This is a genomic window from Brucella pituitosa, from assembly GCF_965577835.1.
Lineage (GTDB): Bacteria > Pseudomonadota > Alphaproteobacteria > Rhizobiales > Rhizobiaceae > Brucella > Brucella pituitosa.
In genome coordinates this window covers 522951-548581 of record NZ_OZ264092.1, presented here as the reverse complement: position 1 = coordinate 548581, position 25631 = coordinate 522951, and the positions used below count along the sequence as shown (strand labels likewise).

Sequence of the window (25631 nt, the reverse complement as noted above, 5' to 3'; positions counted from 1 at the left end):
GGGAAGTGACGACGATGACGGCAGCAAAAAGCGAGGCGGCGACGATCTCCGCAGGGCAACGCGAAATGACCGGTGCAGAAATGGTGGTTCAGGCTATGATCGATCATGGCGTGGAACATCTTTTTGGTTATCCGGGTGGCGCTGTGCTGCCGATCTATGACGAACTCTTCCAGCAGGACAAAGTTCAGCACATTCTGGTTCGCCACGAGCAGGGCGCAGGCCACGCGGCTGAAGGTTACGCCCGTTCAACCGGCAAGGTTGGCGTCATGCTGGTTACATCCGGTCCCGGTGCCACCAATGCTGTGACGCCGTTGCAGGATGCGTTGATGGATTCCATCCCGCTGGTCTGTATTTCCGGTCAGGTTCCAACATCGCTCATCGGTTCTGATGGTTTTCAGGAAGCTGATACCGTTGGCATCACCCGTCCTTGCACCAAGCATAACTGGCTGGTTCGTGACGTTAACGACCTCTCGCGCGTTCTTCATGAAGCTTTCCATATCGCTTCCACGGGTCGTCCGGGTCCGGTTCTGGTCGATATTCCTAAGGATATTCAGTTTGCAACCGGCATCTATACGCCACCGCAAACAACTCCGCGCACCAGCTATCGCCCGACAGTTGAAGGCGACAAGTCGGCGATCGCACAAGCGGTTGAAATGCTGCTGACTGCCAAGAAGCCCATTATTTATTCGGGTGGCGGCGTTATCAACTCCGGTCCTGCGGCAACGAAGCTGCTGCGCGAACTGGTTGAAATCAGCAATTTCCCGATCACCTCGACCTTGATGGGGTTGGGTGCCTATCCGGCATCGGGCAAGAACTGGCTCGGTATGCTGGGCATGCATGGCACATACGAAGCCAACATGACCATGCATGATTGCGATGTCATGCTGTGTGTTGGTGCACGCTTCGACGACCGTATTACCGGTCGTCTTAACGCCTTTGCTCCGCATTCGCGCAAAATCCACATCGATATTGACCCATCGTCGATCAACAAGAACGTTCGCGTTGATGTTCCGATCATTGGTGATGTCGCGAATGTTCTGGAAGACATAGTTCGTCAGTTCCGCGCTTCTGAAAAGAAGCCGGAAAAGAAGGCAATCGGTGCCTGGTGGGAACAGATCGACCGCTGGCGCGCGCGAAACTCGCTGGCTTATGCACCGAACAAAGATGTCATCATGCCGCAATATGCGTTGCAGCGCCTGAATGAACTGACCAAGGGCCGCAATACCTACATCACTACTGAAGTCGGTCAGCATCAGATGTGGGCTGCTCAGTTCATGGATTTCGATGAACCGAACCGTTGGATGACATCGGGTGGTCTGGGCACCATGGGTTATGGCCTGCCTGCAGCGCTTGGTGTGCAGATCGCGCATCCCGACGCGTTGGTTATCGATATTGCCGGTGATGCATCGATCCAGATGTGCATTCAGGAAATGTCGGCTGCAATCCAGTATGAAGCGCCGATCAAGATCTTCATCCTGAACAACCAGTATATGGGCATGGTTCGTCAATGGCAGCAGTTGTTGCACGGCAATCGCCTGTCGCATTCCTATACCGAAGCAATGCCTGACTTCGTGAAGCTTGCAGAGGCTTATGGTGCACATGGTATTCGTTGCGATAAACCAGCTCAGCTTGATGATGCGATCATGGAAATGATCGAGATCAAAAAGCCGGTTATCTTCGATTGCCGCGTTGCCAATCTCGCCAACTGCTTCCCGATGATCCCATCCGGCAAGGCACATAATGAAATGCTGTTGCCTGATGAAGCGACTGATGAAGCCGTTGCCAACGCCATTGATGCCAAGGGCCGCGCCCTAGTCTGATCCGGAGAAAAGAAAATGAACGCACAAAATCTAGCATCCGGCTCGGCATATTTCATTGCAGCGGATACCCAGACACCAGAAACGCATACGCTTTCGGTTCTCGTCGATAATGAGCCGGGCGTCCTAGCCCGCGTCATCGGCCTGTTTTCAGGTCGTGGCTACAATATTGAAAGCCTTACGGTTTCTGAAACCGAGCACGAGCAGCACTTGTCGCGGATTACGATTGTTACGCGCGGCACGCCAAATGTGCTTGATCAGATACGTCATCAGCTTGAGCGTATCGTACCGGTGCACCGCGTGGTTGATATGACCCATCGCGCTGTGGAACTTGGCCACGAGCGTCCAATTGAACGTGAGCTTGCGCTGATCAAGGTGGCTGGCAAGGGTGAGGCGCGTGCGGAAACATTGCGTTTGACCGATGCTTTCAATGCAAAGATCGTCGATGCAACGACAGAGCATTTCATTGTCGAGATTACGGGCAAGACCGCCAAGATCGACCAGTTCATTTTGCTGATGAAGCCGCTCGGTCTGGTGGAGATTTGCCGGACCGGTGTGGCGGCGATGAACCGCGGTCCTCAGGGGCTATAAAAAGCAAGCAAGATCGAGACAATATCGGCTAAAACCGGCACAATGTTTCGATTGTGCCGGTTTTTTATTGAGCTAATTTGTCTCTATAAATCAGGTCAAACCAATGTCTCTTGAAATATTCCTTGCGCTTCTCGTCTTTGCATTTGTCTCTTCAGTCACGCCCGGTCCCAACAATCTGATGCTACTCACATCAGGGGTGAATTTCGGTTTTCGGCGGACAATTCCGCATATGCTGGGAATAGGCGTGGGCTTTTTCATTCTGCTGCTGGCGGTTGGGTTCGGTCTCGGTGCGCTGATCGAAACGGTGCCGTCATTCTATACGTCACTCAAGTTTGCCGGTGGCGCCTACATGCTTTATCTCGCCTGGAAAATTGCCACGTCGCGCTCGATTGGCGAGTCTAAAGGCAGCGATAGCGGCAAGCCGATGACATTTCTTCAGGCGGCTGCATTCCAGTGGGTAAACCCGAAAGCCTGGGTCATGGGGATCACTGGCATCGCGACCTATGCCAACCATGACAATTACTATGTGGCCGTACTCCTGGTGAGTGTCGCCTTCGCGATTGTAAACCTGCCGAGTGTATCAGTCTGGGCAGGTTTCGGCACCCTTCTGCGCAACTGGCTTTCCGATCCTGTCCGGTTGAAATGGTTCAATCTTACCATGGCCTTGCTGCTCATTCTGAGCCTGTGGCCGATGTTGAAATAATGAGTTGAAGGAATGAAAGATGTCTGCGCTTCCTACCTATGATGATGTGGTGTCTGCGGCTCAACTGATTGAGGGACATGCGCATCACACGCCAGTATTCACCTCTTCAACGATTGACCGTGAAACTGGTGCGCAGTTCTTTTTCAAATGCGAGAACTTTCAACGCATAGGCGCTTTCAAATTTCGAGGTGCGTTCAACGCTTTGTCTCGCTTCAATGATGAGCAGAAGAAACGCGGTGTTCTCGCGTTTTCTTCCGGCAATCACGCACAGGCAATCGCGCTTGCTGCCAAACTGTTGGGTATTGGTGCGACGATTATCATGCCAGAGGATGCTCCGGCGGCAAAACTCGAGGCCACGAGGGGCTATGGCGCAAAGGTTGTCACTTATAACCGCTACACCGAGGATCGCGATGCGCTCTCAAAGAAGCTTGCGGACGAAGGTGGCCTGACGCTCATTCCGCCATTCAATCATCCCGACATTATCGCCGGGCAGGGAACGGCGACAAAGGAACTGATCGAAGAAGTTGGGCAACTGGATGCGCTGTTTGTTTGTCTGGGCGGCGGAGGTTTGCTTGCAGGGTCTGCTTTGGCTGCCAAGGCGCTTTCACCGTCATGCGATGTTTATGGCGTCGAACCGCAAGCAGGTAATGATGGTCAGCAATCGTTCCGTTCGGGCAAGATCGTGCATATCGATGTGCCAAAGACATTGGCGGATGGTGCTCAGACACAGGCACTTGGCGATATGACCTTTGCTGTCATTCGCGACACAGTCCGGGACATCCTCGCCGTCAGCGACGATGAACTGGTACAGGGAATGAAGTTCTTCGCGAGCCGGATGAAAATGGTTGTTGAGCCGACTGGCTGCCTTGCTTTTGCGGGTGCGCTGCAAATGGCACCAATGCTGAAGGATAAGCGAATTGGCGTTATTGTCAGCGGCGGTAACGTCGATCTCGATAAATTTGCTGCGCTGGTGAGCAAATAGGCAGGATCAGCGGCTCGTATAATTCCGAGCCGCTGTCTTTTTCCTATTTGAGAAGTGCGTAACCAAAAGTGTGGCATTCATTCACACCGCACTGAACCCCGACCGAGATGAAGTTGATCACTCCAATTGCGATCACATAAAGGCTCAGAACTGTCGCAAGCGTACGAAGCAGTGGAAATGCTGCCAAAGGCTTCTGCTGCCATTGGACATTGCTGCCCCAGACAATCAGCTGAAAAGCAAAAGCAATCAGAAGCGCCACCGCAATAAGAACCGACCAAACCGGCATATGAAGTCCGAAGACCGCGCTGCCGATATATTCATGTCCGGGACGTGGATAGATGTCGAGCAATGTCTGCCGTACCGATACAATCAGCAGGAACAACGAGAAAATCATGCTCAGGCCAGTATTGCGATACGAGAAGCCGTGACGGAACTGCAGGATGATACCAAAGCAGACGCCAAACATGGCAACACGTTGCAGGAGGCATAGCGGGCACGGTATTTCGCCGTTAGCATATTGAAGCACCATTGCTGCAGTCAGAATAGCTGCAACGACGGCCATCATCCCGAGAAGATAAATATAGAGAAGCGCTGCAGGCAGTTTAGCGACAGCAGCATCATGATCTGAATTGAAAGTGCTCATGCCGCTTCTCCATGCACTTGTGTGTTGGGCGTGAAGTCATATGCGAACTGGTGCGGCTGAGGCAGATCAATGATTTGCGTCTGGAGCCACGGCATCCGAAAGCCGTATTCAGGGCTGTATATTTCCCAGAGAAATTGCTTAACGCCCAATGCAAGGCAAACGATAACAAGAAAGATTGCGATGGACTGACGTCCAAACCACGCGAAAATCAATGAAAGTGCCAAAGCTGCAAAAACAACAAGCATCATGGCTATACTCCTTTAGGTAAATATTATTTGCCTCGAATAATTAAATTCTAGTGAAAATTGATTCAAACTTATTCTTTCACCCTACTATTACTTGGCGATTTAGAGTAAAGTTATTATGTATTAGGGCATGTTTATATATTACAGATTTACGTGAAGCCGGGCAATGTCAAAGTTTTGATGCTGGTTTGTTCTCCTTCCCGCTTGCTCTTGCGCGACGAATCCTGTCTGAACAACGGATGCAGTTTTCACCGGAGCAGGATCAGGCCTTGAAGGCCGTCGGAAAATGGCTGAAGGAAGGGCGCTCCCCGATCTTCAGGCTGTTTGGCTATGCAGGCACGGGCAAGACGACGCTCGCACGTTATTTTGCCGAGCATGTCGATGGCGATGTGCAGTTTGCGGCATTCACCGGCAAAGCCGCGCAGGTTCTCCGTTCAAAGGGCGCGAATAATGCGCGCACGCTGCATTCGCTGATTTATCGCCCGCGTGGTGAAGAAGCAGTGGAAGATGAAACCACTGGCAAGACCTCGATATCACCGACCTTTTCGCTGAACCGCCAAAGCCCTGTTGCCAAGGCCGCACTTATCGTTGTGGATGAGTGCTCGATGGTTGATGAACAACTCGGTCGCGATCTGATGACCTTTGGTACGCCTATTCTGGTGCTGGGAGATCCGGGACAGTTGCCTCCGATTTCCGGCGGCGGGTTCTTTACCGAGCACGACCCTGATTTCCTGCTGACCGAAATTCACCGTCAGGCACGCGACAATCCTATCATTCGCATGGCGCTCGATGTGCGCGAGGGCAGGGAACTCGATTATTGTGACGAGGGACGGGCAAAGGTCATTTCCAAGTCAGAAGTTAATCAGGATCTGGTTCTTTCAGCCGATCAGGTGCTTGTGGGAACCAATCGCACCCGCAAGCGCTATAATCAGCGGCTGCGCGAACTGAAAGGCTTTACCGCCGAATACCCGCAGGCTGGCGACAAGCTGGTTTGTCTGCGCAATGATCCGGCCAAGGGATTGTTGAATGGTTCGCTCTGGAAGGTGATGACTTCGTCCAAGGAAACGGTGAAGCCCGGTATTAATCTTCTGGTTTCGCCAGAAGATGAGGATCGTGGCGTCGCCAAGATCAAGCTGCTCAAGGCCCAGTTTGAGGATCCGGATGCCGAAATTCCTTGGCAAACCAAGAAGCGCTTTGACGATTTCGATTATGGTTATGCGTTGACTGTGCATAAGGCGCAGGGTTCGCAATGGGACAATGTCGTGCTTTTCGATGAAAGCTACGCCTTCCGGGATACACGCGAGCGTTGGCTTTACACTGCCATCACCCGTGCGGCCGAGCAGCTGACTATCGTCAAGTAATCATTGTGCAGCGGGTTCTGCATCGAGCCACGTCCAGGCTTCCTGTTCTTCATCGGTTTCAAATGTCCGCATTTCGATTGAAAGAAATGGCTGCATGAGCGTGACGCTGGCTTGTATCCACAAAGGTCCGCCGACGATCGCGTAACGGCGCAGGTGTCTCAGCGATTTTGCGCGCATGGACAGCATACTTTCTGAGAATGCTGAACCCCAATCAACCCCTTCATAACCGGTTAGCCGAATGAGCAGGTCGATTTCTTCAAACCCTTCATAGGCCGCATCAAGCAGGCCATAGAGGTTTTCAAGGGCTGCATCATTAAGATGCCCCTCGATTGCGAAAGCAAATGCATCTTCACGATTGGTGGGAATGCGTCGAATGACAGGAATGTCTTCATTGCGCATCGTTGACCTCCACTTCCTGAATGTTTTGTCTGACCTGACGCATGTTTTAGAGCGGTTGCGGTTACTATTGAAAAGTTGGACCCGCTCTAACTATTTGTTTTTACGCACTATCCGACACAAAACCGCTACGCACTTTTGTTGGAAATGCTTTGTTTCCGGTATTCAAACGCTTTAGGATGCCCAAAAGTTGCGGCAGGCTTACGAAATTTACAGCGATGACGCTGTTGGGGATTGCGCGCAGGGTGCGACCGGAAAACACTCACATTTTTTATGAGCAGGCGATATAAAGCCATATCCTGATTTGAGGGGACGAAGCTCTATGCCTGCAAAACTGTCCGTCAATCTCAACGCCATCGCCATGTTGCGCAACCGGCGTGATCTCCCTTGGCCAAGTGTCACCGGGCTTGGGCGCGCAGCCCTCGCAGCCGGCGCTGCGGGATTGACCGTGCATCCGCGCCCTGATCAGCGACATATCCGGTTCTCTGACCTTGGCGATATTCGTGCCTTGATCGATGATGAATATCCGCAGGCCGAGTTTAATATCGAAGGTTTTCCAACGGAAGCCTTTCTTGAACTCGTGGAAAAGCATCAGCCGGAGCAAGTAACATTGGTTCCTGATGATCCGATGCAGGCGACTTCTGATCATGGTTGGGATTTTGAAACCAAGTCTGATTTCCTTGCCCCAATCATCCAGCGTTTGAAATCAAACGGAATGCGTGTTTCGCTGTTTGCTGATCCTGATCCGCTTGGCTATGATAAGGCGAAGGCTATCGGTGCAGACCGGATTGAGCTTTATACCGGCCCCTATGGCGCGACTTATGACGACCCGGCTGCCGCAACACGAGAGTTGAACCGTCTTGGCAAGGCTGCTGCTGCTGCCTCGGCGCTTGGGCTTGCAATTAATGCAGGGCATGATCTGACAGTTGAAAATCTGCCAGCGCTGGTCAAACATGTACCGCAGCTCAGTGAAGTTTCTATCGGTCATGGCCTCACGGCAGATGCACTGATGTACGGTATGCCGGTGACGGTTAGCCGTTATATAGGTGCACTAGCGGTCTGATTCCGACATTTGCATCCCTTGATGCAGGTGTTAAACAAATGTCGGAATCCAAAAGACCTCTAGCAAGAATTTGAATCTAGTGGATTTTTCGAATTTGACGTTTGAAACAGCATTTGTGTTGGTCGGGGTTCAAACGTCAAATTCAATCCACTAGCCGGGTAGGTGCTGCGTAAACGCATGGCTAGAAGTCGAGCCCTGCGAAATCTGCATTTGTGTGCGGGCGCGACAAGATATAGACCGCCCGCCTGATATTCCCGCGCTGGGGGGCGCTGGATCGTTTGAGGGAAGCATACATGAAGTTTTCCGCAGTGCGTGTTCCGTGCCAGCGTGCCGGTGCAGATTACTTTTCTATAAAGAGTTTAACTTTGACACGTCAGACATAGGGCTGATCCTCAATTGGTGTGGGAAGTTTTTGCGGCTATCATGTATTCTTGGCTGTCGGTGATCTGTTTAATTCTCACACGCTCTTATATTCCATCCCGATACTTACGACCTTGCGAGGTGTCTGCATATGAGCAGCGAGCAACCAGATAAGAACGTGTCAGCTGCAGGGGATGCACTGGCGGGTTCTCAGAACACGCTGCCCGTTGGTGTTTCTCCTGAAAACGCTGTGGTTTTGGAAGAAAACGACCACTCCCACGACAGCATGAAGACACTGGTTCTTGGTGCGCTGGGTGTTGTCTATGGCGATATCGGCACAAGCCCGATCTACGCTTTTCGTGAGGCACTGCATGCGGCGACCTCCGATGGCTTTCTCTCCAGAAGTGATATTCTAGGCGTTGTTTCGCTCATCTTCTGGGCGCTTTTGCTCGTAGTTACGGTCAAATATGTGATCTTCGTGCTGCGCGCCGATAACAACGGCGAAGGCGGCATTCTCTCTCTGATGGCATTGGTTCGGGCTGCCTTAAAAGGGCGGCCCGACATAATTCTGGCTGCCGGTATTTGCGGTGCGGCTCTGTTTTTTGGCGATGCTGTCATCACGCCAGCAATTTCGGTGCTGTCAGCGGTCGAAGGCGTGCAGATTGTTGCGCCCCATATGACGCCGTTTGTGGTGCCCATCACGGTGGTCATTCTCGTTGTCCTGTTCTCTATTCAAAAGTATGGAACAGGTAAGGTTGCCATTGTTTTCGGTCCGATCATGGCGGTCTGGTTTCTGGCGCTCGGTGCATCGGGGCTTTGGCATATTTTTGATGACCCGACAGTGATGGCAGCGCTTAATCCTTATTATGCACTGAGGTTTCTTGTCGTTAGTCCTGGCGTGGCGTTCATCACCGTAGGTGCGGTCTTCCTTGCGATGACTGGTGCAGAAGCGCTCTATGCAGACCTTGGCCATTTCGGGCGTACGCCCATTGTGCGGGCATGGTTATGGATTGTATTCCCGTGCCTGCTGCTCAACTATTTTGGGCAGGCAGCCTTCGTGCTTTCGCATGGCGAAGCTGCGGCACTACCATTCTTTGAGATGATGCCGGAATTTGCGCTCTGGCCTATGGTTTTGCTGGCAACAGCAGCAACCGTGATTGCCAGTCAGGCGGTTATCAGCGGTGCATTTTCGGTGGCGCGTCAGGCCGTGCAGCTCAATATTCTGCCACGCCTTGAAATCCAGCACACTTCGGAAAAGCTGCACGGGCAGATTTATATTCCGCGCGTCAATCTTCTGTTGGGTCTGACCGTTATCATTCTGGTGCTTGGCTTTGAGAAGTCGAATAATCTGGCGTCCGCATACGGTATCGCTGTGACAGGCAATATGCTGGTTACGACAGGGCTTCTTTATTTTGTCATGACGCGTATCTGGAACTGGCGTGTCAGCCGTGCACTGCCTTTGATCCTTGGCTTTCTTGTCATCGACATCATGTTCTTCAGCGCGAATATCATCAAGGTGCATGAAGGCGGCTGGGCGTCGATCACTTTTGCAGCCATTCTGGTCATCATCATGTGGACCTGGGTGCGCGGCACCCGTCACCTTTCCCAGAAAACCCGCAAGGCAGAAGTGCCGCTCGATCTCATTGTTGAGCAGATGACCAAGCGTCCACCGACCATTGTTCCGGGGACGGCAGTGTTTCTGACGGGTGATCCAAAGAGTGCGCCAACAGCACTTATGCATAGTCTCAAGCACTATAAGGTTCTGCACGAGAACAACGTCATCCTGACCGTGGTTACGGCTTCGAAGCCTTGGGTTTCGAGTGCGGATCGTGCGCGTGTTTCGCAATATAACGAGCGTTTCATGCAGGTCACGCTGACGTTTGGTTATATGCAGCAGCCTAACATCCCGCGCGCGCTCGGGCTTTGCCGCAAGCTCGGCTGGAAGTTTGACATCATGACAACGTCTTTCTTCTTGTCGCGCCGCTGGTTGAAGGCATCGGCGCATTCGGGGCTGCCGCTCTGGCAGGATAAACTCTTTATCCTGCTTGCGCGTACCGCATCGGATGCGACGGAATATTTCCAGATACCGACTGGTCGTGTGGTTGAGATCGGAACACAGGTCAATCTCTGAGGCCGCGAGCCGCACTCTTGTTAAATTTTAAAGGGCGTCTTCTGAGAATCTGATTCTGGAAGGCGCCCTTTCTTTTTGAATTTGTTGGTTTCTTTCCTGTCGCCGATAGTGCGCTTGCCGCAACAACCGGATCACATTTCTAAAATCTTCCATGGCAGTGAAAAATCCTGCTTGACGGTCTCTCAAGCAAGGATTAATAACGGAACCGTACCGTACGGTACAAGTTGGAGGGATTGATCCGTGACTGATAAAAGCGACGAATTGCAGGCTCAGAAGCAGCCGTCTTTTTCGCCGCGTCAGAACGATGTTCTGGAGCAGGCGTTGCGCCTTCTTGTTGAAGGTGGGGACCGCGCTTTGACAACGGCGAGCATTGCACGTGCTGCCAATTGCTCCAAGGAAAGCCTCTATAAATGGTTTGGTGACCGCGACGGCCTGCTCACCGCGATGGTGCGCTGGCAGGCATCGAAAGTTCGTGTCGTGCCGGTGGCGCGTGAGAAGCTCGATGCGGAATCGCTGTTCTCCAGTCTTGAACATTTTGCCCGTGACTGGCTGCTTGTGCTGTCGGGTCCGACATCGATCGCATTGAACCGTCTGGCTGTTAGCCACACGGCATCGGGAAAGTCGGCCTTGGGGGACATCGTTCTCGCCAATGGTCCGGTTGCGATGGCGAAGCGTCTTAAGCCGATCCTCGAGATGGGACAGGAAGCAAAGCTTCTGGCTTTTGACGATATTGACGAAGCATTTCGTGCATTTTTCGGGCTCGTCGTCCGGGACATGCAGATCCGGTTGTTGCTTGGCGACCGGCTGGAACTGACTGACGAAGTGGTTATCCGGGACGCCCGGCGTGCCACAAAGCAGTTTTTCGCTCTTTACGGGGCATAACCAAAGGCCAACGCGAGAAGGCCGCAGAGCAATCTGAAAAAACAATCTGAATGAAGGGAATATGGAAATGCGCGTATATTACGATCGCGATGCAGACGTTAACCTGATCAAGGCAAAGAAGGTCGTTATCGTCGGCTACGGCAGCCAGGGTCGCGCCCATGCGCTGAACCTCAAGGATTCCGGCGCTGCCAACGTGCGCATCGCTCTTCGTGAAGGTTCGGCGACGGTCAAGAAGGCCGAAGCTGACGGCTTTGAAGTCATGAATGTTGCTGATGCCGCCAAGTGGGGCGATCTCCTTATGATGGCAACCCCTGATGAACTTCAGGCTGACATCTACAAGGATCACATCCAGGATAACATCCGTGACGGCGCAGCGATTGCATTCGCACACGGCCTCAATGTTCACTTCGGCCTCATCGAGCCAAAGAAGTCCGTTGACGTTGTCATGATCGCACCAAAGGGCCCAGGCCATACAGTTCGCGGCGAATACCAGAAGGGTGGCGGCGTTCCTTGCCTTATCGCGATCCATCAGGATGCTTCGGGCAACGCACATGATCTCGCTCTGTCTTACGCTTCGGGCGTTGGTGGCGGTCGTTCGGGCGTTATTGAAACCACCTTCAAGGAAGAGTGCGAAACTGATCTGTTCGGTGAGCAGGCTGTTCTTTGCGGTGGCGTTGTTGAACTCATTCGCACAGGTTTTGAAGTTCTGGTCGAAGCTGGTTACGCACCAGAAATGGCTTACTTCGAGTGCCTGCACGAAATGAAGCTCATCGTAGACCTGATCTATGAAGGCGGCATTGCGAACATGAACTACTCGATCTCCAACACTGCTGAGTGGGGCGAATACGTCACTGGTCCGCGCATCATCACTGCAGAAACCAAGGAAGAAATGAAGCGCGTTCTGAAGGACATTCAGACCGGCAAGTTCACTTCCGATTGGATGCAGGAATATCGTGCAGGTGCTGCTCGCTTCAAGGGTATCCGTCGCAACAACGACAGCCACCAGATCGAAGAAGTTGGCGAAAAGCTCCGCGGCATGATGCCTTGGATCGCAGCCAACAAGCTCGTAGACAAGGCACGCAACTAAAAATCTGCGATATTCAGGTTCTGGTCGTCTGCAAATGGCATTTTGTTTCACTTACCTAGGCTCACGTACCCAATGTACGCTCCGCTCCGGTTCTCACAAAACACCATTTTCGTATAGAGCGCCGTGCGCCCGTTTGGGCGCACAAAGGTCGCTCTAATTTTAAGACAGGCGCATCGAGCTATCCAAAAATCGATTTCGATTTTTGTGCCGATGCGTCGGCCAGAACCAGAATTTCACCAGATTTTGTAGTGCTCTACGATTAGACAAAAAGAGGGGCGTTTCTTGCGCCCCTTTAATACATGGCAGTGACGTAACTTGAGTTGAGCGCGTCCTTGCGCACGAAAAGATCGTCAAATGCCCATAGGATTTATGTTTTGTGCGCAGTTAAGCCAAAACAATTCTGAATATCTTTATTCCATGTAAGCATGGAAAGAGGTGTTCTCGTAGGCTGAAATTTGCGCTATCGCTTTACCTTTATCCGGTGAAGTTTGAGGAGGCTTCGCCTTCAAACGAATTGAGGAGATTTCCGGTGCTGGACTGGGAAACTGTATTTGCAACGCGCTCGAAGCGTATGCGCGCTTCGGAAATCCGAGAACTTCTGAAATTGCTGGAACGCCCGGATATTATTTCCTTTGCTGGCGGCATTCCCGATCCTGCGTTGTTTCCGCATGACGAATTCCAGACTGCCTATAAGGCCATCTTTGGCGGACCTGAAGCCAATGCAGCTCTGCAATATTCTGTGTCGGAAGGCTATAAGCCACTGCGCACATGGCTGGTGAGCGAGCTTGCCAAGATTGGCATTCCCTGCACCGAGGACAATGTCTTTATCACATCTGGCTCACAGCAGGCGCTCGATTATCTGGGCAAGCTGTTCATCTCGCCAAATGACACGGCATTGGTGACAGCCCCGACCTATCTTGGCGCTCTGCAGGCATTCAATGCCTATGAGCCGACCTATGACATTCTTTCGCTCAACGGAAACCGCACGCCGGATTCCTATAAGCAGCATGCAAAAGATGCTGGCGGTCAGGTTAAGTTTGCGTATCTTTCGGCAGATTTCAGTAATCCAACCGGTGAGACGGTTGATCTTGCAGGCCGTAAGAAGCTTATGGCCGATGCTGATGAGCTTGATATTCCAATTATCGAAGATGCTGCCTATCAGTATCTGCGTTACAATGGCGAAGCTATTGCGCCTATCCTGTCGCTCGACATCGCACGCAATGGTGGCGATATCGAAAAGACCCGCACCGTCTATTGCGGTTCATTCTCCAAGACGCTGGCGCCGGGTCTGCGCGTTGGCTACGTGGTTGCCTCGCAGTCGGTGATCCGCAAGCTGGTCCTGATGAAGCAGGCAGCTGATCTGCATTCGTCGACGATTAACCAGATTGCCATCTACCACGTGGCATCGCGTGGCTTCGACAAGCAGGTTGCGAAGCTTCATGGTGTTTACAAACATCGCCGTGACAAAATGCTGGAAGCTTTGGCCAAGCATATGCCGGAAGGCACGGATTGGACCAAGCCAGAAGGCGGCATGTTTATCTGGGTCACATTGCCGAAGGGCATGGATGGCGCAGCATTGCTCGCAGCATCGATTGAAAGCGAGAAAGTGGCTTTTGTTCCGGGCAAGGCATTCTTTGCTGATGGTACGGGCGCAAACACGCTGCGCCTGAGTTATTCCTGTGCAAATGACGAGATGATCGAAGAAGGCATTATGCGCCTCGGCCGCCTGATCCGTACCCATTCCAAATCGGAAGCTGCATAGAGCGCATCCCGAAAAGCGTGAAGCGGTTTTCGGATAAGATGCGTGTTCTAAAAGACAAAAAAGCCGGGCAATGCCCGGCTTTTTATTTTATTGGAATGGTGAATTGCAGCCTGAACGCGGCCCTGCAAGCGGCTGGTATGTGTTGTCCGAAGTACGATAGCTGCGATAGCGGTTCGAGCACCACTGAATATGGTTGCTGCTTGGACCAAAGGTAGTGACCGGCTTGCGATTGGATGGCCGCACCTGAAGCGGATCGCCATTTTTGTAGATCGGGATACCTTCGCGCGAGATGTAGTTGCCGCTGTCACGGCAGCCTACACCATAACACTTACTCGATCCTGCTTGCGGCAGATAAGTCCGCGGCATCCCGCCAGCGATAGGGGGAGTGCCTGGGCGCAAAGATGGTACGTAAGGCGTGTTCAAGTCAACAGCCGCAGCGCTGCCAACGAAGCTTGCTGCAAACAGACCCGAACAGAGCGTCAAACGCCAAATCTTACCCATCATTATGTTCCATCCTTATTGCTTCTTTTCATATGGGGATTGTTCGGCAGAAAATCATCAAGATCGCCAGATTTGGAAAAGAAGTTCTTGCCAATCATAACGCAAGTCGCGAGATTGCGCAGGCATGTTTACGATAGCTACATTTAATGTCGAAAATCTGATGCGCCGGTTTGATTATTCCGGCTTTCGCAATGAATTGCATCAGGATCGTTCGCTCAAATTGTTCGAAATTGGCGATGAAACGCAATATCGTTTGCTGGAGCAGGCACGTGCCGTCGCTCATGCGGATGATACGCGCCAGATGACAGCACTGGCTATCGCTGAAACCCGGGCAGATATTCTCTGTCTGCAGGAAGTCGATAATCTCGCCGCACTGAATGCCTTTGAATATGGCTATCTGTTCAAGATGATTGGTCAGGGCTATCGCAACAAATATCTGATCGACGGCAATGATAGCCGGGGTATCGATGTGGCCGTTATGGCGCGCGACACCACGCGTGATGGTCAGCCCATCGAGATCAGAGAGGTCACGAGCCACGCGCACCTGACGTATAACGATCTTGGACTTTATCAGCCGGTGCTGGCTGAACTGGGGCTCGAACCGCATGATCGTATCTTCAAGCGCGATTGTCTCAATCTCGATATGCGGATTGGCGGCAAACCTTTGTCATTGTTTGTAGTCCATCTCAAATCGATGGGTGGTGCGCGCAACGGTTTTGATGGACGCACGGCATCATTGCCTGTGCGGCAGGCCGAGACGCGAGCGATTCGGCAGATTATCGAAGACAAGTTCGGGGCAGGGCATACTGCTGACAAGCGCTGGCTTATTTGTGGTGATTTCAACGATTACCGCGAACGGATCATCATCGATGGCGATGAGTGGAATGGGTATCAGTTTTCACCATTCTCTGAGGAAGTAAGCGCGCTCGATACGCTGCTCGATGATGGCTTTGCTGTCAATCTGGTTGAACGCCGCCCGGTCATGGATCGTTGGACGCTCTACCACACACGCGGGCCGCAGGAGCGGCACCTTTGTCAGCTGGACTATATTCTGGCCTCGCCGTCATTCGCGAACAAGAACGAGAGTGCCATTCCGCAGATCATTCGGCGTGGACAGCCATGGCGCACCATTTTTCCACCGGAACAGGATGTCGAGCGTTACCCACGCACCGGATGGGACCGGCCCAAGGCCAGTGATCATTGTCCTGTGTCCGTGACGTTGAACATCGTTTGAAAACGAGGCCGCTGATGCAGCACGTGAAAGAAAACACGGTCTATGAAATCGATCGTGTCGATGTCAGGGTTCTGCCTGATCCTCTTTCTTATACTGAAGACAACAAGTCTTTTATCGCCGCAAACTGGGAAAAAGCAGTTGCGGCTAATCCAACGCTTTTCGATGGTGAGATTTATCTGGCACCGGAAGCACATCTTGATGGTCATGTTTTTGAAGCGAGTTTCAGGCGTACCAGCTTTGCAACGCTGATGTATTGGCGCGATGATAGAGCAGCCGAAAAGCCCTGGCATATTTTTGGCGTCGGCATCATGGTCTCTGCCGAGGGGCATCTGATTGCCGCGCGCATGAGTTCGCATAATGCAGTGGCAGGTCGCATTTACTTTCCCGCCGGTTCTATCGATGACCACGATATTGTCGGGGCGCGCGCCGATTATGAAGCGAACATGGCGCGCGAGGTCTTTGAAGAGACCGGGATTGAGCTTGGCATAGCAAGGGCCGAAGCGAAAACCCATCTCGTGACGGCGGATGGTAGCATTGCGCTTTTCCGGCGTTACCATTTTGATATGTCGACGACCGAATTGCTCAGGCGTATCGAAGATAATATTGCAAAGCAGGCCGAACCAGAGCTTTCTGAGATCATTCCGGTGAGGCGGGCAGGCGCCATGGGTGAGGCGACGCCGTCCTATGTTCGTGCATTTGCTGACTGGCATTTTGATAATCAACAATGAGGTTGGTTCTGACAGATGACAGCGCTGCGAAATTGACTATGCTCGCGAACTATCATCGACTGATGTGAGGGAGATTTGAAAGATGACCGAAGCTGCCAGTGCCGGCCGATATTACGAGATTTTCGACGTTTTCGCCGATAAGGCTCTGGCCGGAAATCCATTGGCTGTTGTTCACGACAGTGAGGGGCTGACGGACGCGCGCATGCAAGCCATTGCGCGTGAATTCAATTTGTCTGAAACGGTCTTCATCTTTCCACCCGAAAATCCGGTTCACGAAGCTGCTGTGCGCATTTTCACGCCGGATTATGAACTTCCCTTTGCTGGACATCCAACAGTGGGTGCTGCCGTATCATTGGCGCGACATCGCAGGACGGGCGATGAGTCTGATCGGCTGGTAACACTGGAAGAAAAGGTCGGTGTGGTTCGCTGCGGCGTTATTCTGGGCGAGAACAGCGCCTTTGCCGAGTTTGATCTGCCACGCCTGCCCGAAAAGCTCGACATCAAGATTGAGAAGGAGGAAGCAGCGGCTGCAATCGGACTGGGTACGCATGAAATAGGTTTCGAGAACCATGTGCCTGCCATTTGGAGCGCTGGCACGCCTTATCTTCTGGTTCCAGTGCATAATCTGATCGCTGCGGCAAAAGTTTCGATCGATCCTGTTTATGTCAGCGAGAGCCTGCCACATGTCGCGGAGCGCCCGCTGCCGATTTATGTTTATTGTCGCGAGACAATTTTGTTCGATAGCAATTATCATGCGCGCATGTTCGTGACGGGCGCGAATGTTTATGAAGATCCGGCGACAGGCTCTGCAGCTGCTGCTTTTGCCGGGATGATTTTGGCCAAGGACAAGCCCGTTGACGGCAGTTCGCAGTGGTGGATCGAGCAGGGCATGGAGATGGGGCGACCATCCAGCATCCGCCTTGAGCTTGATGTTTCCAAAGGGGTACTGACAGGTGCACGTATTGGCGGCACGGCAGTGAAGATCGCCGAAGGACGCTTATTCGTCTGAGTTTCTGGCTTTGATTGCAGTCAAAGCGTAATCGCTACCCTATAGTAATCTATCGACGGATTAGCCGAACGAGGGACGCTTGCCATGATAATCAAAGAAATGTCGGAACTTGATATCCGCGATATGATCCAGCACACCCAGATCGGGCGACTGGGTTATATTCTCGATAATCGGCCCTACGTAGTGCCACTCGGGTTTCGGTTCAGTGGCGGTTCGCTTTATTCATTTACGACTGACGGTCAGAAGACTGAGGCAATGCGGAAGAATGCAGCCGTCTGCATTCTCTTCGATCATATTGTTTCGCGCACCCAGTGGCGCAGTGTGGTGGTGAATGGGCATTACAGGGAAATCATCCGCGAAGAAGAGAAGGCGGCCATCGTCAATATGATGGCCAACGAGCCGACATGGTGGGAGCCCGCCTATACCAAAACGATCACCAGCGGCGGCGAGCAACGCAAGCTGGAGCCCGTCTTTTTCCGCGTGGATATCGAAAGTGCCACTGGTCACCAGACAGGCTGAGTTTTAGCGAACTACCAGAACCGGAACCGTACTGTGCGTCACGACCTCATAAGTCTGGCTGCCAAGCAACATGCCCTTCAGTCCGCGACGGCCGTGTGAAGCCATGACGATCAGATCGTTACGCAGCTCTTTGGCCGTTTCAATGATGGATGTTGCGGGATGATGAGCAACGACGTGCAAAGTATGGATTTCAACCCCTGCTTCAACCGCCAGCTCGCGAGCACGTGCGAGCGCCTTATCTGCGTAATCATTCCATTCTTCTTCATATCGTTCGATAAATTCGGGGCTATCCGTAAAGCCACCGGGAAGGCCGGAAATTGAATAGGGGGCTGTTACCGTAAGCACGGTTACCTTGCTGCCCATGACTTTGGCTGTATCAAAACCGTGAATAAGCCCGCGTTCCGCAAATTCCGAACCATCAGTGGTGATCAGGATATTCTTATACATCGTGCCCTCGCTTTGACTTTATGCAAATTTAAAATAGGTAGTGAATTGATCATGTCAAACCGGATATGGCCTCACTATACGTATAGGACGGGAATTCAGTAATCCATGCCACTTGATTGCGATACGTTTCATGCAAGCTGGGTTGCGACTGTTCTTAATCTGGATTGGCCATCCAGAGCTTCAACACAGATTGAAGACGATTCCGAACGGGTAAAGCGTCAGAAAAAAGAGCTGGTGCGGATGTTCGATGAGGCGTCAGAGCATGGCATCAATGCCGTGATTTTTCAGGTCTCTCCTGCCGCCGATGCTTTTTACAAATCCGAATATCTTCCTTGGTCATCTTATCTCACGGGCACGCTCGGAAAAGATCCGGGCTTCGATCCACTTCGCTTTGCAATTGCTGAAGCGCATAAGCGTGGGATCGAGTTGCATGCATGGCTCAATCCTTATCGCGTTTCGATGGACGTGCGGCCAGCGACGCGAAAAGCACTGAAAAACTCGGCCAGCGATTCCCCGCCAAGCGTTTATAAAACCAATCCAGGCTGGGTGGGCACATCAGCGGATCGCTATGTTCTTGATCCGGGTATTCCGGCTGTGCGTCAGTGGGTGACGAACATCACGGCTGAAGTTGTCCAGAAATACGATGTCGATGGTATCCAGTTCGACGACTATTTCTATTACGAAACGCAAGGATCTCCGCTCAAGGATGACAAGACGTTCAAGCGTTTTGGGACACGTTTCTCCAGCAAATATGACTGGCGGCGATACAACACCTATACGCTGGTGCGGGAAATTTCGCACAAGATCAAAGCGATCAAGCCGCATGTCCGTTTTGGCATCAGCCCCGGTGGTGTCTGGCGCAATCAGGTCGATGATCCGCTCGGTTCGCCAACACGGGCTGGGAAAACCAATTATGATGGTGACTTTGCCGATACACGTGCCTGGGTCAAAGATGGCCTGATCGATTATATAGCGCCGCAGGTCTATTGGTCGTCAGGCCGCAAAGATGTGCCTTATGGCCCAATCGTCAGATGGTGGGCTGATACAGTCAAAGGCACAAAAACCGATCTTTACATCGGCATGGCGCTTTATCGTGCCGGTACTTCGCCCAAGTCTGAGCCTGAATGGGGTGAGGGCAATGGCGTGGATGAAATCAAGCGTCAGCTCGATCTCAACCGCGCGATACCAGAGGTCAAGGGCAGTATTCTCTTCCGACAAGGCTTTCTGTCTGATCCGAAGCTCAAAAGCGTGTCGAACTATCTGAAAAAGAGCTGGGGCAAGTGTCGGCCTAAAAAATAGCGGCACATTCCAGTTATTTATTATCTGATTGATTTAAATCAAAGAAAGCCTCCGCTAGCGGGTGCTAGTGGTCGCGTGTTGCCGGGTTCCACCAGAACCGGCAATCTCCGGGACGTCGAGGCCCAACCTAAAGCGACGTCCCGGCTAACTCAATCAATTCAAGGATCTGTCGAGCGCACCAGCGCGATCTTTTTTGCAATGTTGTATGATCGACAGTCAGCGGGTGCTGTCAGCATTGCCCTCCATCTCACTAAATCGGCACCCGCGAATTTTCTTATATTTATTATTCTTTATCGCATGAAATTGCGGTGCATTTGAGTATAGTTGATTTTAATCAAGGCACGCACTCCCAAGTGAAAATACAGAATTCAGCCTGACTGAGTAATATCGTTTGCCGCGCAGCTATGTTGTGCAGGCCCGAAAGATGATGATGACGCAGAGGATGTTTCGGCATGGGGTTTAATCGCAAGCAGTGGATTGTAACCGGTGTGGTCGTAGTTTTGGCGGCCGGAGGCTATTATGCCTGGAAAGCACTGAGCGCGCCCGGATTACCGGAAGGCATTGCTGGCGGAAATGGCCGCATCGAAGCCGTCGAGATCGATGTTTCCACCAAGAGCCCCGGACGTATCCGCGAAATCCTGGCCGATGAAGGTCAATTCGTTGAAGCGAATGCCGTTCTGGCACGCATGGATACGGCTCAGCTCGAAAGCCAGCGCAAACAGGCAGAAGCACAATTGCGGCGGGCCGAAATAAGCATCGATACAGCGAAAAGCCTCGTCGCACAGCGTGAAGCCGAACAAACTGCTGCGGAAGCGACCGTTGCGCAGCGCGAGGCACAGCTGGATGCCGCCAATCGTCGTCTGGCTCGTTCGCAGCAGCTGTCAGAGTCACGCACGGTTTCTCAGCAGGTCCTCGATGATGACCGGGCAACCGCGCAAGGCGCTGAAGCAGCCGTAGGGGCGGCGAAGGCGCAGCTGGCGGCGACCGCCGCTGCGATCAGTGCGGCCAAGGCACAGGTTGTCGATGCAGAAGCTGCCGTTGAAGCGGCAAAGGCCGCCATTGCCACCATCGACACGGATATCAACGATGCCACCTTGCGTTCGCCGAAGCCGGGCCGTGTGCAATATCGCGTTGCGCAACCGGGCGAGGTGCTGTCAGCCGGTGGTCGCGTGCTTAATCTGGTCGATGTCAGCGATGTCTATATGACCTTCTTCCTGCCGACTGCGCAGGCTGGTCGCGTAGCTATTGGGGCAGATGCGCGCATCGTGCTCGATGCGGCACCTCAGTATGTGATCCCGGCCACGATCAGCTTCGTGGCCGATGTGGCGCAGTTCACGCCAAAGTCGGTTGAAACGGAAGAAGAGCGCCAGAAGCTCATGTTCCGCGTCAAAGCAAAGATCCCGCAGGATTTGCTTCAGAAATATATTCAGCAAGTCAAAACCGGACTTCCGGGAATGGCTTATGTGAAACTCGATCCCAATGCTGAATGGCCGAAGAACCTCGCGGAAACCGTAAAATGAGTGCGGCTTCGATAAAGGCTGGCGTGGGCGACGACAGCTTTGTCGTTCGCGCTGACAGCGTGAAGCTGTCTTATGGATCGACGGAAGCGTTGCGCGATATTTCGCTCAACGTGCCTGCCGGTTGCATGGTGGGGCTGATCGGTCCTGACGGTGTTGGCAAGTCGAGCCTTCTGTCGCTGATTGCTGGCGCACGCGTTATGCAGAAGGGCAGGATCGAAGTGCTGGGCGGCGATATTGCCGATAAGCGCCATCGCCAGTCGGCTTTTCCGCGTATTGCTTATATGCCGCAAGGGCTGGGAAAGAATCTCTATCCAACGCTCTCTGTCTTCGAGAACATCGAGTTCTTTGGACGGCTGTTTGGTCATGACAAGCACGAACGTGAGCGCCGCATCGCCGATCTTCTGGCTCGAACGGGGATGTCGCCCTTTGCGGATCGCCCGGCGGGTAAGCTTTCGGGCGGCATGAAGCAGAAGACAAGTCTTTGCTGTTCGCTGATCCACGATCCCGATTTATTAATCCTCGATGAGCCGACAACGGGTGTTGATCCCTTGTCGCGTCGTCAGTTCTGGGAGCTGATCGACGACATCCGCAAGGATCGTCCGGGGATGAGTGTCATTGTTGCGACGGCTTATATGGAAGAAGCGGAGCGCTTCGACTGGCTGGTTGCAATGAATGATGGCCAGATTCTTGCGACCGGCACACCACAGGAACTGCTTGAGAAAACCAAAACGCCCAATCTTGATGCGGCCTTCATTGCGCTTTTGCCGGAAGAACTTCGTCGGGGGCATAGCGATGTTGTCATGCCGCCACGCAATCCGCAGGCAGATAGCGGTATCGCTATCGAGGCAGAGCATGTCACGGTGCGGTTTGGCAATTTTACTGCCGTCGATAATGTGAGTTTCCGTATTCCGCGCGGCGAGATTTTCGGTTTTCTCGGATCGAATGGCTGCGGCAAGTCCACGACCATGAAAGTGCTGACCGGGCTTTTGCCAGCGAGCGAAGGCACGGCGCGGCTGTTCGGACGTGAGGTCGATCCAAAGGATATCGATATACGTCGTCATGTCGGCTACATGTCACAGGCTTTCTCGCTCTATTCCGAGCTCACAGTTCATCAGAATCTTGAGCTTCATGCCAAGCTGTTTGGCATGGCAGAGGACGATACCAAACGCAGAATCAAGGAACTGGCCCAAAGGTTTGATTTAGCTGGTGTTATGGATGATTTGCCGGACTCGATGCCCCTTGGCATTCGTCAGCGTTTGTCGCTGGCTGTGGCACTGATCCATTCACCGGACATTCTCATTCTCGATGAGCCGACATCGGGCGTCGATCCGGTTGCGCGCGATGCATTCTGGCAGATACTTGCCGATCTTTCGCGCAAGGATAATGTGACGATCTTTGTCTCGACCCATTTCATGAATGAGGCCGAGCTTTGTGATCGCATTTCCCTGATGCATGCGGGTAAGGTGCTGATCAGCGACACGCCAAAAGCCATTACCGCAAGCCGCAATGCAGCAACGCTTGAAGATGCGTTTATTGCCTATCTCGAAGAAGCGATAGGTGAGACCACGCCACAGAAAAGCAATCAGGAAAAGGTCGATCCGATACCGGAAAAGAAGCCGGAGAAGAGAATAACGCCTTCATCGAGCTGGTTGCCAAACCCACGACGGATGCTGGCTTTTTCACGTCGCGAAGCGCTGGAGCTCAAGCGCGATCCGATCCGTGCGACATTAGCCATTCTTGGTACTGTCATTCTTATGTTCGTCATCGGCTATGGTATTAATCTTGACGTCGAAGACCTGACATTTGCGGTTCTTGATCGCGATGACACCACGATCAGCCGGGATTATACCCAGCAGCTTGCCGGTTCGCGCTATTTTACCGAAAAGCCACCAATTACCGACTATGACGATCTCGACCGACGGATGCGTGAGGGTGAGATAAGTCTTGCGATTGAAATTCCACCGAATTTTGGCAGCAATGTCGCGCATGGTCGCCCTGTTGAGGTGGCTGCCTGGATCGACGGCGCCATGCCGACGCGAGCGGAAACCGTGCGTGGTTATGTGCAGGGGATGCATGCCAATTGGCTGACGCAGAAGGCGCGTGAGCTTTATGGAGATGCTGCCACCGTCGGCAATTTCAATCTCGAAATCCGCTATCGGTATAATCCGGACGTGCAGAGCCTTGTGGCTATGGTTCCAGCAGTCATCCCGCTTTTGCTTTTGATGATCCCGGCGATGCTCGCTGTGCTGAGCGTGGTGCGCGAGAAGGAACTTGGCTCGATCATCAATTTCTACGTAACGCCAGTTACGAAATTCGAGTTTCTGCTGGGCAAACAACTGCCCTATATCGCGCTGGCCTTCCTCAATTTCCTGATGTTGACAGGCTTCGCGGTTTTCATATTCCGCGTGCCATTTACCGGAAGCTTCCTGACCTATGCCACAGCAGCGCTGCTCTATGTCATCATCACGACTGGTATGGGCTTAGTGATATCGACCTTTATCAATAGCCAGATTGCAGCGATTTTCGGCACAGCATTGCTGACGCTCATTCCTGCTGTGCAATATTCTGGCATTATTGATCCTGTCTCATCCTTGCAGGGAGCGGGTGCCTTTATCGGGAAAATTTATCCGACAACCTATTTCGTGACGATCTCGCGCGGGACTTTCTCTAAGGCGCTCGATTTTACCGATCTGGCGGGGTCGTTTCTGCCGCTGCTGATTGCAATCCCGGTGCTTACCGTTCTCGGCATTGTTCTCCTTAAGAAACAGGCGGGCTGAGATGCGGATTTCCAATATACTCCAGCTTGGTATCAAGGAACTGCGCGGACTGGCGCGCGATCCGATGCTTCTGCTGCTCATTGTCTATGCCTTTACGCTCGCAATCTACACGGCGGCGAAGGCTATGCCTGAAAACCTCAACAATGCGGCTATAGCCATTGTCGATGAGGATCAGTCGCCGGTTTCGGGTCGGATTACGACCGCGTTTTATCCGCCATATTTTGTGCCGCCCAAACTCATCTCGTCTCATGAGATGGATAAGCGCATGGATGCGGGGCTGGATACATTCGCACTCGATATTCCGCCGAATTTCCAGCGTGATCTTCTCGCCGGGCGTTCGCCAACAATCCAGCTGAATGTTGATGCAACACGCATGAGCCAGGCCTTTACGGGTGGTGGTTATGTGCAGTCGATTGTCTCGAGCGAAGTTTCCGAGTTTCTCAATCGCTATCGCGGGGACACGCAAACGCCGGTTGGCCTCAATTTGCGTGCAAGGTTCAATCAGGATCTGAACAAGGGGTGGTTCGGCGCGATCACCAATGTCATCTCGTCGGTGACGATGCTCTCAATTATTCTGACGGGTGCAGCCCTTATCCGTGAGCGCGAGCATGGCACCATCGAGCACCTTTTGGTGATGCCGGTAACGCCGCTTGAGATCATGATTTCCAAGGTCTGGTCTATGGGTATGGTGGTTCTGGTCGCTACGGCCTTTTCGCTGATCGTGGTGGTGCAGGGCGTTCTGGCGGTGCCGATCAACGGTTCACTGACACTGTTTCTGGCGGGAGCTGCATTGCAGCTTTTTGCAACCACCAGCCTTGGCATTTTTCTCGCAACGATTGCCGGTTCGATGCCGCAGTTTGGCCTTCTGCTAATGCTGGTTTTGCTGCCGCTTCAGGTTCTCTCAGGCGGTACAACGCCGCGTGAGAGTATGCCTGAAATTATCCAGAACATCATGCTGGCAGCACCCAACACACATTTCGTGATGCTCGCGCAATCGGTGTTGTTCCGGGGGGCAGGACTCAGCGTCGTGTGGCCGCAATTACTGGCCATGATTGTAATCGGAAGCGTTCTTTTCTTCTTTGCGCTGCGTCGCTTCCGCGATTTCCTGAGATAGGAAAACCTTTGCAATTCAACCATCTGAATCACTTCGCTCTGAATGTGATTCAGATGGGGCACATTGTTGCAGTTGATAATCTTCCTTCCCCTTGCTATCGCTCACTTCAGGAAACGGTTCTGCCCGAGAGGGTGGATGAAAAGGGAACACGGTGAAGCATTAAATTGCTGATGCCGAGACTGCCCCCGCAACTGTAACCGGAGAGTCATCCTCCCATGATCGTATCTCACGATCATAGCCACTGAGCATTCGTGTTCGGGAAGGCGGAGGACCGATGAAGACCCGGAAGTCAGGAGACCTGCCGTATCCAGTCACCCATGGCTGACACGAGGGGTGTTCAGTCGCGGCCGTCCGTAGCGGTGACATTGTGAAATGTTGCCGTGGGACAAAGACAGGGCGCTTGCGCCCTGATTTCTGACACCTGCGGTGAAGCAAAGCTTGCGCGCAGGAAGTAGAAATA

23 protein-coding genes and 1 riboswitch are annotated in these 25631 nt (G+C 52.7%); of the genes, 18 read left to right on the top strand and 5 right to left on the bottom strand.

Going from position 1 to position 25631, the window contains the following annotated elements:
* The first annotated feature begins 14 nt into the window (after positions 1 to 14).
* The 4 genes from ACSME1_RS02650 (at position 15) to ACSME1_RS02635 (ending at position 4093) form a co-directional block, all read left to right on the top strand.
* Positions 15 to 1820, top strand: a complete 1806-nt coding sequence (locus ACSME1_RS02650) for an acetolactate synthase 3 large subunit (RefSeq protein ID WP_024897551.1) — start codon at positions 15 to 17, stop codon at positions 1818 to 1820.
* A gap of 15 nt (positions 1821 to 1835) precedes the next feature.
* Positions 1836 to 2408: an acetolactate synthase small subunit gene (gene ilvN / locus ACSME1_RS02645; RefSeq protein ID WP_024897550.1), complete on the top strand. Its 573-nt coding sequence runs from the start codon at positions 1836 to 1838 to the stop codon at positions 2406 to 2408.
* A 103-nt stretch (positions 2409 to 2511) separates the two neighbouring features.
* Entirely contained in the window at positions 2512 to 3111 is a 600-nt protein-coding gene (locus ACSME1_RS02640; RefSeq protein ID WP_105705775.1) for a LysE family translocator, read from the top strand.
* Positions 3112 to 3130: 19 nt separating this feature from the next.
* A complete protein-coding gene (locus ACSME1_RS02635) occupies positions 3131 to 4093 on the top strand; it encodes a threo-3-hydroxy-L-aspartate ammonia-lyase (RefSeq protein ID WP_105705777.1) in 963 nt (320 codons plus the stop codon).
* Positions 4094 to 4136: 43 nt separating this feature from the next.
* Here the strand turns inward: ACSME1_RS02635 and ACSME1_RS02630 are convergent, their stop codons facing one another.
* On the bottom strand, positions 4137 to 4736 hold the full coding sequence (locus ACSME1_RS02630) for a disulfide bond formation protein B (RefSeq protein WP_024897547.1): 600 nt from the start codon (positions 4734 to 4736) through the stop codon (positions 4137 to 4139).
* Positions 4733 to 4984: a hypothetical protein gene (locus tag ACSME1_RS02625; protein WP_024897546.1), complete on the bottom strand. Its 252-nt coding sequence runs from the start codon at positions 4982 to 4984 to the stop codon at positions 4733 to 4735. Before ACSME1_RS02625 ends, ACSME1_RS02630 begins: the two co-directional genes overlap by 4 nt.
* A 236-nt stretch (positions 4985 to 5220) precedes the next feature.
* On the opposite strand from ACSME1_RS02625, the gene ACSME1_RS02620 reads away from it, so the two are divergent.
* On the top strand, positions 5221 to 6342 hold the full coding sequence (locus tag ACSME1_RS02620; protein WP_094577604.1) for an ATP-dependent DNA helicase: 1122 nt from the start codon (positions 5221 to 5223) through the stop codon (positions 6340 to 6342).
* Here the strand turns inward: ACSME1_RS02620 and ACSME1_RS02615 are convergent, their stop codons facing one another.
* Entirely contained in the window at positions 6343 to 6741 is a 399-nt protein-coding gene (locus ACSME1_RS02615; protein WP_100558795.1) for an STAS/SEC14 domain-containing protein, read from the bottom strand.
* 319 nt (positions 6742 to 7060) lie between these two features.
* Here ACSME1_RS02615 and ACSME1_RS02610 point away from each other — a divergent pair, with 319 nt between their 5' ends.
* The 5 genes from ACSME1_RS02610 (at position 7061) to ACSME1_RS02590 (ending at position 14023) form a co-directional block, all read left to right on the top strand.
* Positions 7061 to 7801, top strand: a complete 741-nt coding sequence (locus ACSME1_RS02610; protein WP_105705779.1) for a pyridoxine 5'-phosphate synthase — start codon at positions 7061 to 7063, stop codon at positions 7799 to 7801.
* 511 nt (positions 7802 to 8312) lie between these two features.
* A complete protein-coding gene (locus ACSME1_RS02605; RefSeq protein WP_024897542.1) occupies positions 8313 to 10292 on the top strand; it encodes a potassium transporter Kup in 1980 nt (659 codons plus the stop codon).
* Between the two features lie 240 nt (positions 10293 to 10532).
* On the top strand, positions 10533 to 11174 hold the full coding sequence (locus ACSME1_RS02600; RefSeq protein WP_007875688.1) for a TetR/AcrR family transcriptional regulator: 642 nt from the start codon (positions 10533 to 10535) through the stop codon (positions 11172 to 11174).
* A 67-nt stretch (positions 11175 to 11241) separates the two neighbouring features.
* The gene (gene ilvC, locus ACSME1_RS02595; protein WP_024897541.1) at positions 11242 to 12261 is read left to right on the top strand and encodes a ketol-acid reductoisomerase; all 1020 of its coding nucleotides are present in this window, start codon (positions 11242 to 11244) and stop codon (positions 12259 to 12261) included.
* Between the two features lie 529 nt (positions 12262 to 12790).
* Positions 12791 to 14023, top strand: coding sequence for a PLP-dependent aminotransferase family protein (locus tag ACSME1_RS02590; RefSeq protein ID WP_105705781.1), 1233 nt, complete (start codon positions 12791 to 12793; stop codon positions 14021 to 14023).
* A gap of 87 nt (positions 14024 to 14110) precedes the next feature.
* On the opposite strand, the gene ACSME1_RS02585 is transcribed toward ACSME1_RS02590, so the two are convergent.
* A complete protein-coding gene (locus ACSME1_RS02585) occupies positions 14111 to 14527 on the bottom strand; it encodes a BA14K family protein (RefSeq protein WP_024897539.1) in 417 nt (138 codons plus the stop codon).
* A 121-nt stretch (positions 14528 to 14648) separates the two neighbouring features.
* Between ACSME1_RS02585 and ACSME1_RS02580 the strand changes: the two genes are divergently transcribed.
* From ACSME1_RS02580 to ACSME1_RS02565, 4 genes are all read left to right on the top strand, one after another.
* Complete coding sequence (locus ACSME1_RS02580; RefSeq protein WP_024897538.1) at positions 14649 to 15758, top strand: endonuclease/exonuclease/phosphatase family protein; 1110 nt, start codon at positions 14649 to 14651, stop codon at positions 15756 to 15758.
* Positions 15759 to 15772: 14 nt separating this feature from the next.
* A complete protein-coding gene (locus ACSME1_RS02575) occupies positions 15773 to 16486 on the top strand; it encodes an NUDIX hydrolase (protein ID WP_105705783.1) in 714 nt (237 codons plus the stop codon).
* 82 nt (positions 16487 to 16568) lie between these two features.
* Complete coding sequence (locus ACSME1_RS02570; RefSeq protein WP_024897536.1) at positions 16569 to 17495, top strand: PhzF family phenazine biosynthesis protein; 927 nt, start codon at positions 16569 to 16571, stop codon at positions 17493 to 17495.
* An 84-nt stretch (positions 17496 to 17579) separates the two neighbouring features.
* Entirely contained in the window at positions 17580 to 18014 is a 435-nt protein-coding gene (locus ACSME1_RS02565; RefSeq protein WP_024897535.1) for a pyridoxamine 5'-phosphate oxidase family protein, read from the top strand.
* Positions 18015 to 18017: 3 nt separating this feature from the next.
* Here ACSME1_RS02565 and ACSME1_RS02560 read toward each other — a convergent pair whose 3' ends face one another.
* On the bottom strand, positions 18018 to 18461 hold the full coding sequence (locus tag ACSME1_RS02560) for a universal stress protein (RefSeq protein ID WP_105705785.1): 444 nt from the start codon (positions 18459 to 18461) through the stop codon (positions 18018 to 18020).
* A gap of 105 nt (positions 18462 to 18566) precedes the next feature.
* Between ACSME1_RS02560 and ACSME1_RS02555 the strand changes: the two genes are divergently transcribed.
* The 4 genes from ACSME1_RS02555 to ACSME1_RS02540 all read left to right on the top strand — a co-directional run bounded on the left by ACSME1_RS02555 (position 18567) and on the right by ACSME1_RS02540 (position 25171).
* Positions 18567 to 19760: a glycoside hydrolase family 10 protein gene (locus ACSME1_RS02555; RefSeq protein WP_105705787.1), complete on the top strand. Its 1194-nt coding sequence runs from the start codon at positions 18567 to 18569 to the stop codon at positions 19758 to 19760.
* A gap of 452 nt (positions 19761 to 20212) precedes the next feature.
* Positions 20213 to 21280 (top strand): HlyD family secretion protein, encoded by a 1068-nt coding sequence (locus ACSME1_RS02550; protein WP_024897532.1) that lies wholly within the window; start codon positions 20213 to 20215, stop codon positions 21278 to 21280.
* Positions 21247 to 24057: a ribosome-associated ATPase/putative transporter RbbA gene (rbbA, locus tag ACSME1_RS02545; RefSeq protein WP_435654934.1), complete on the top strand. Its 2811-nt coding sequence runs from the start codon at positions 21247 to 21249 to the stop codon at positions 24055 to 24057. The genes ACSME1_RS02550 and rbbA overlap by 34 nt, the downstream gene beginning before the upstream one ends.
* 1 nt (position 24058) lies before the next feature.
* Positions 24059 to 25171, top strand: a complete 1113-nt coding sequence (locus ACSME1_RS02540; protein WP_100558800.1) for an ABC transporter permease — start codon at positions 24059 to 24061, stop codon at positions 25169 to 25171.
* A gap of 97 nt (positions 25172 to 25268) precedes the next feature.
* Positions 25269 to 25491, top strand: a riboswitch (cobalamin riboswitch).
* The last annotated feature ends 140 nt before the right edge of the window (positions 25492 to 25631 follow it).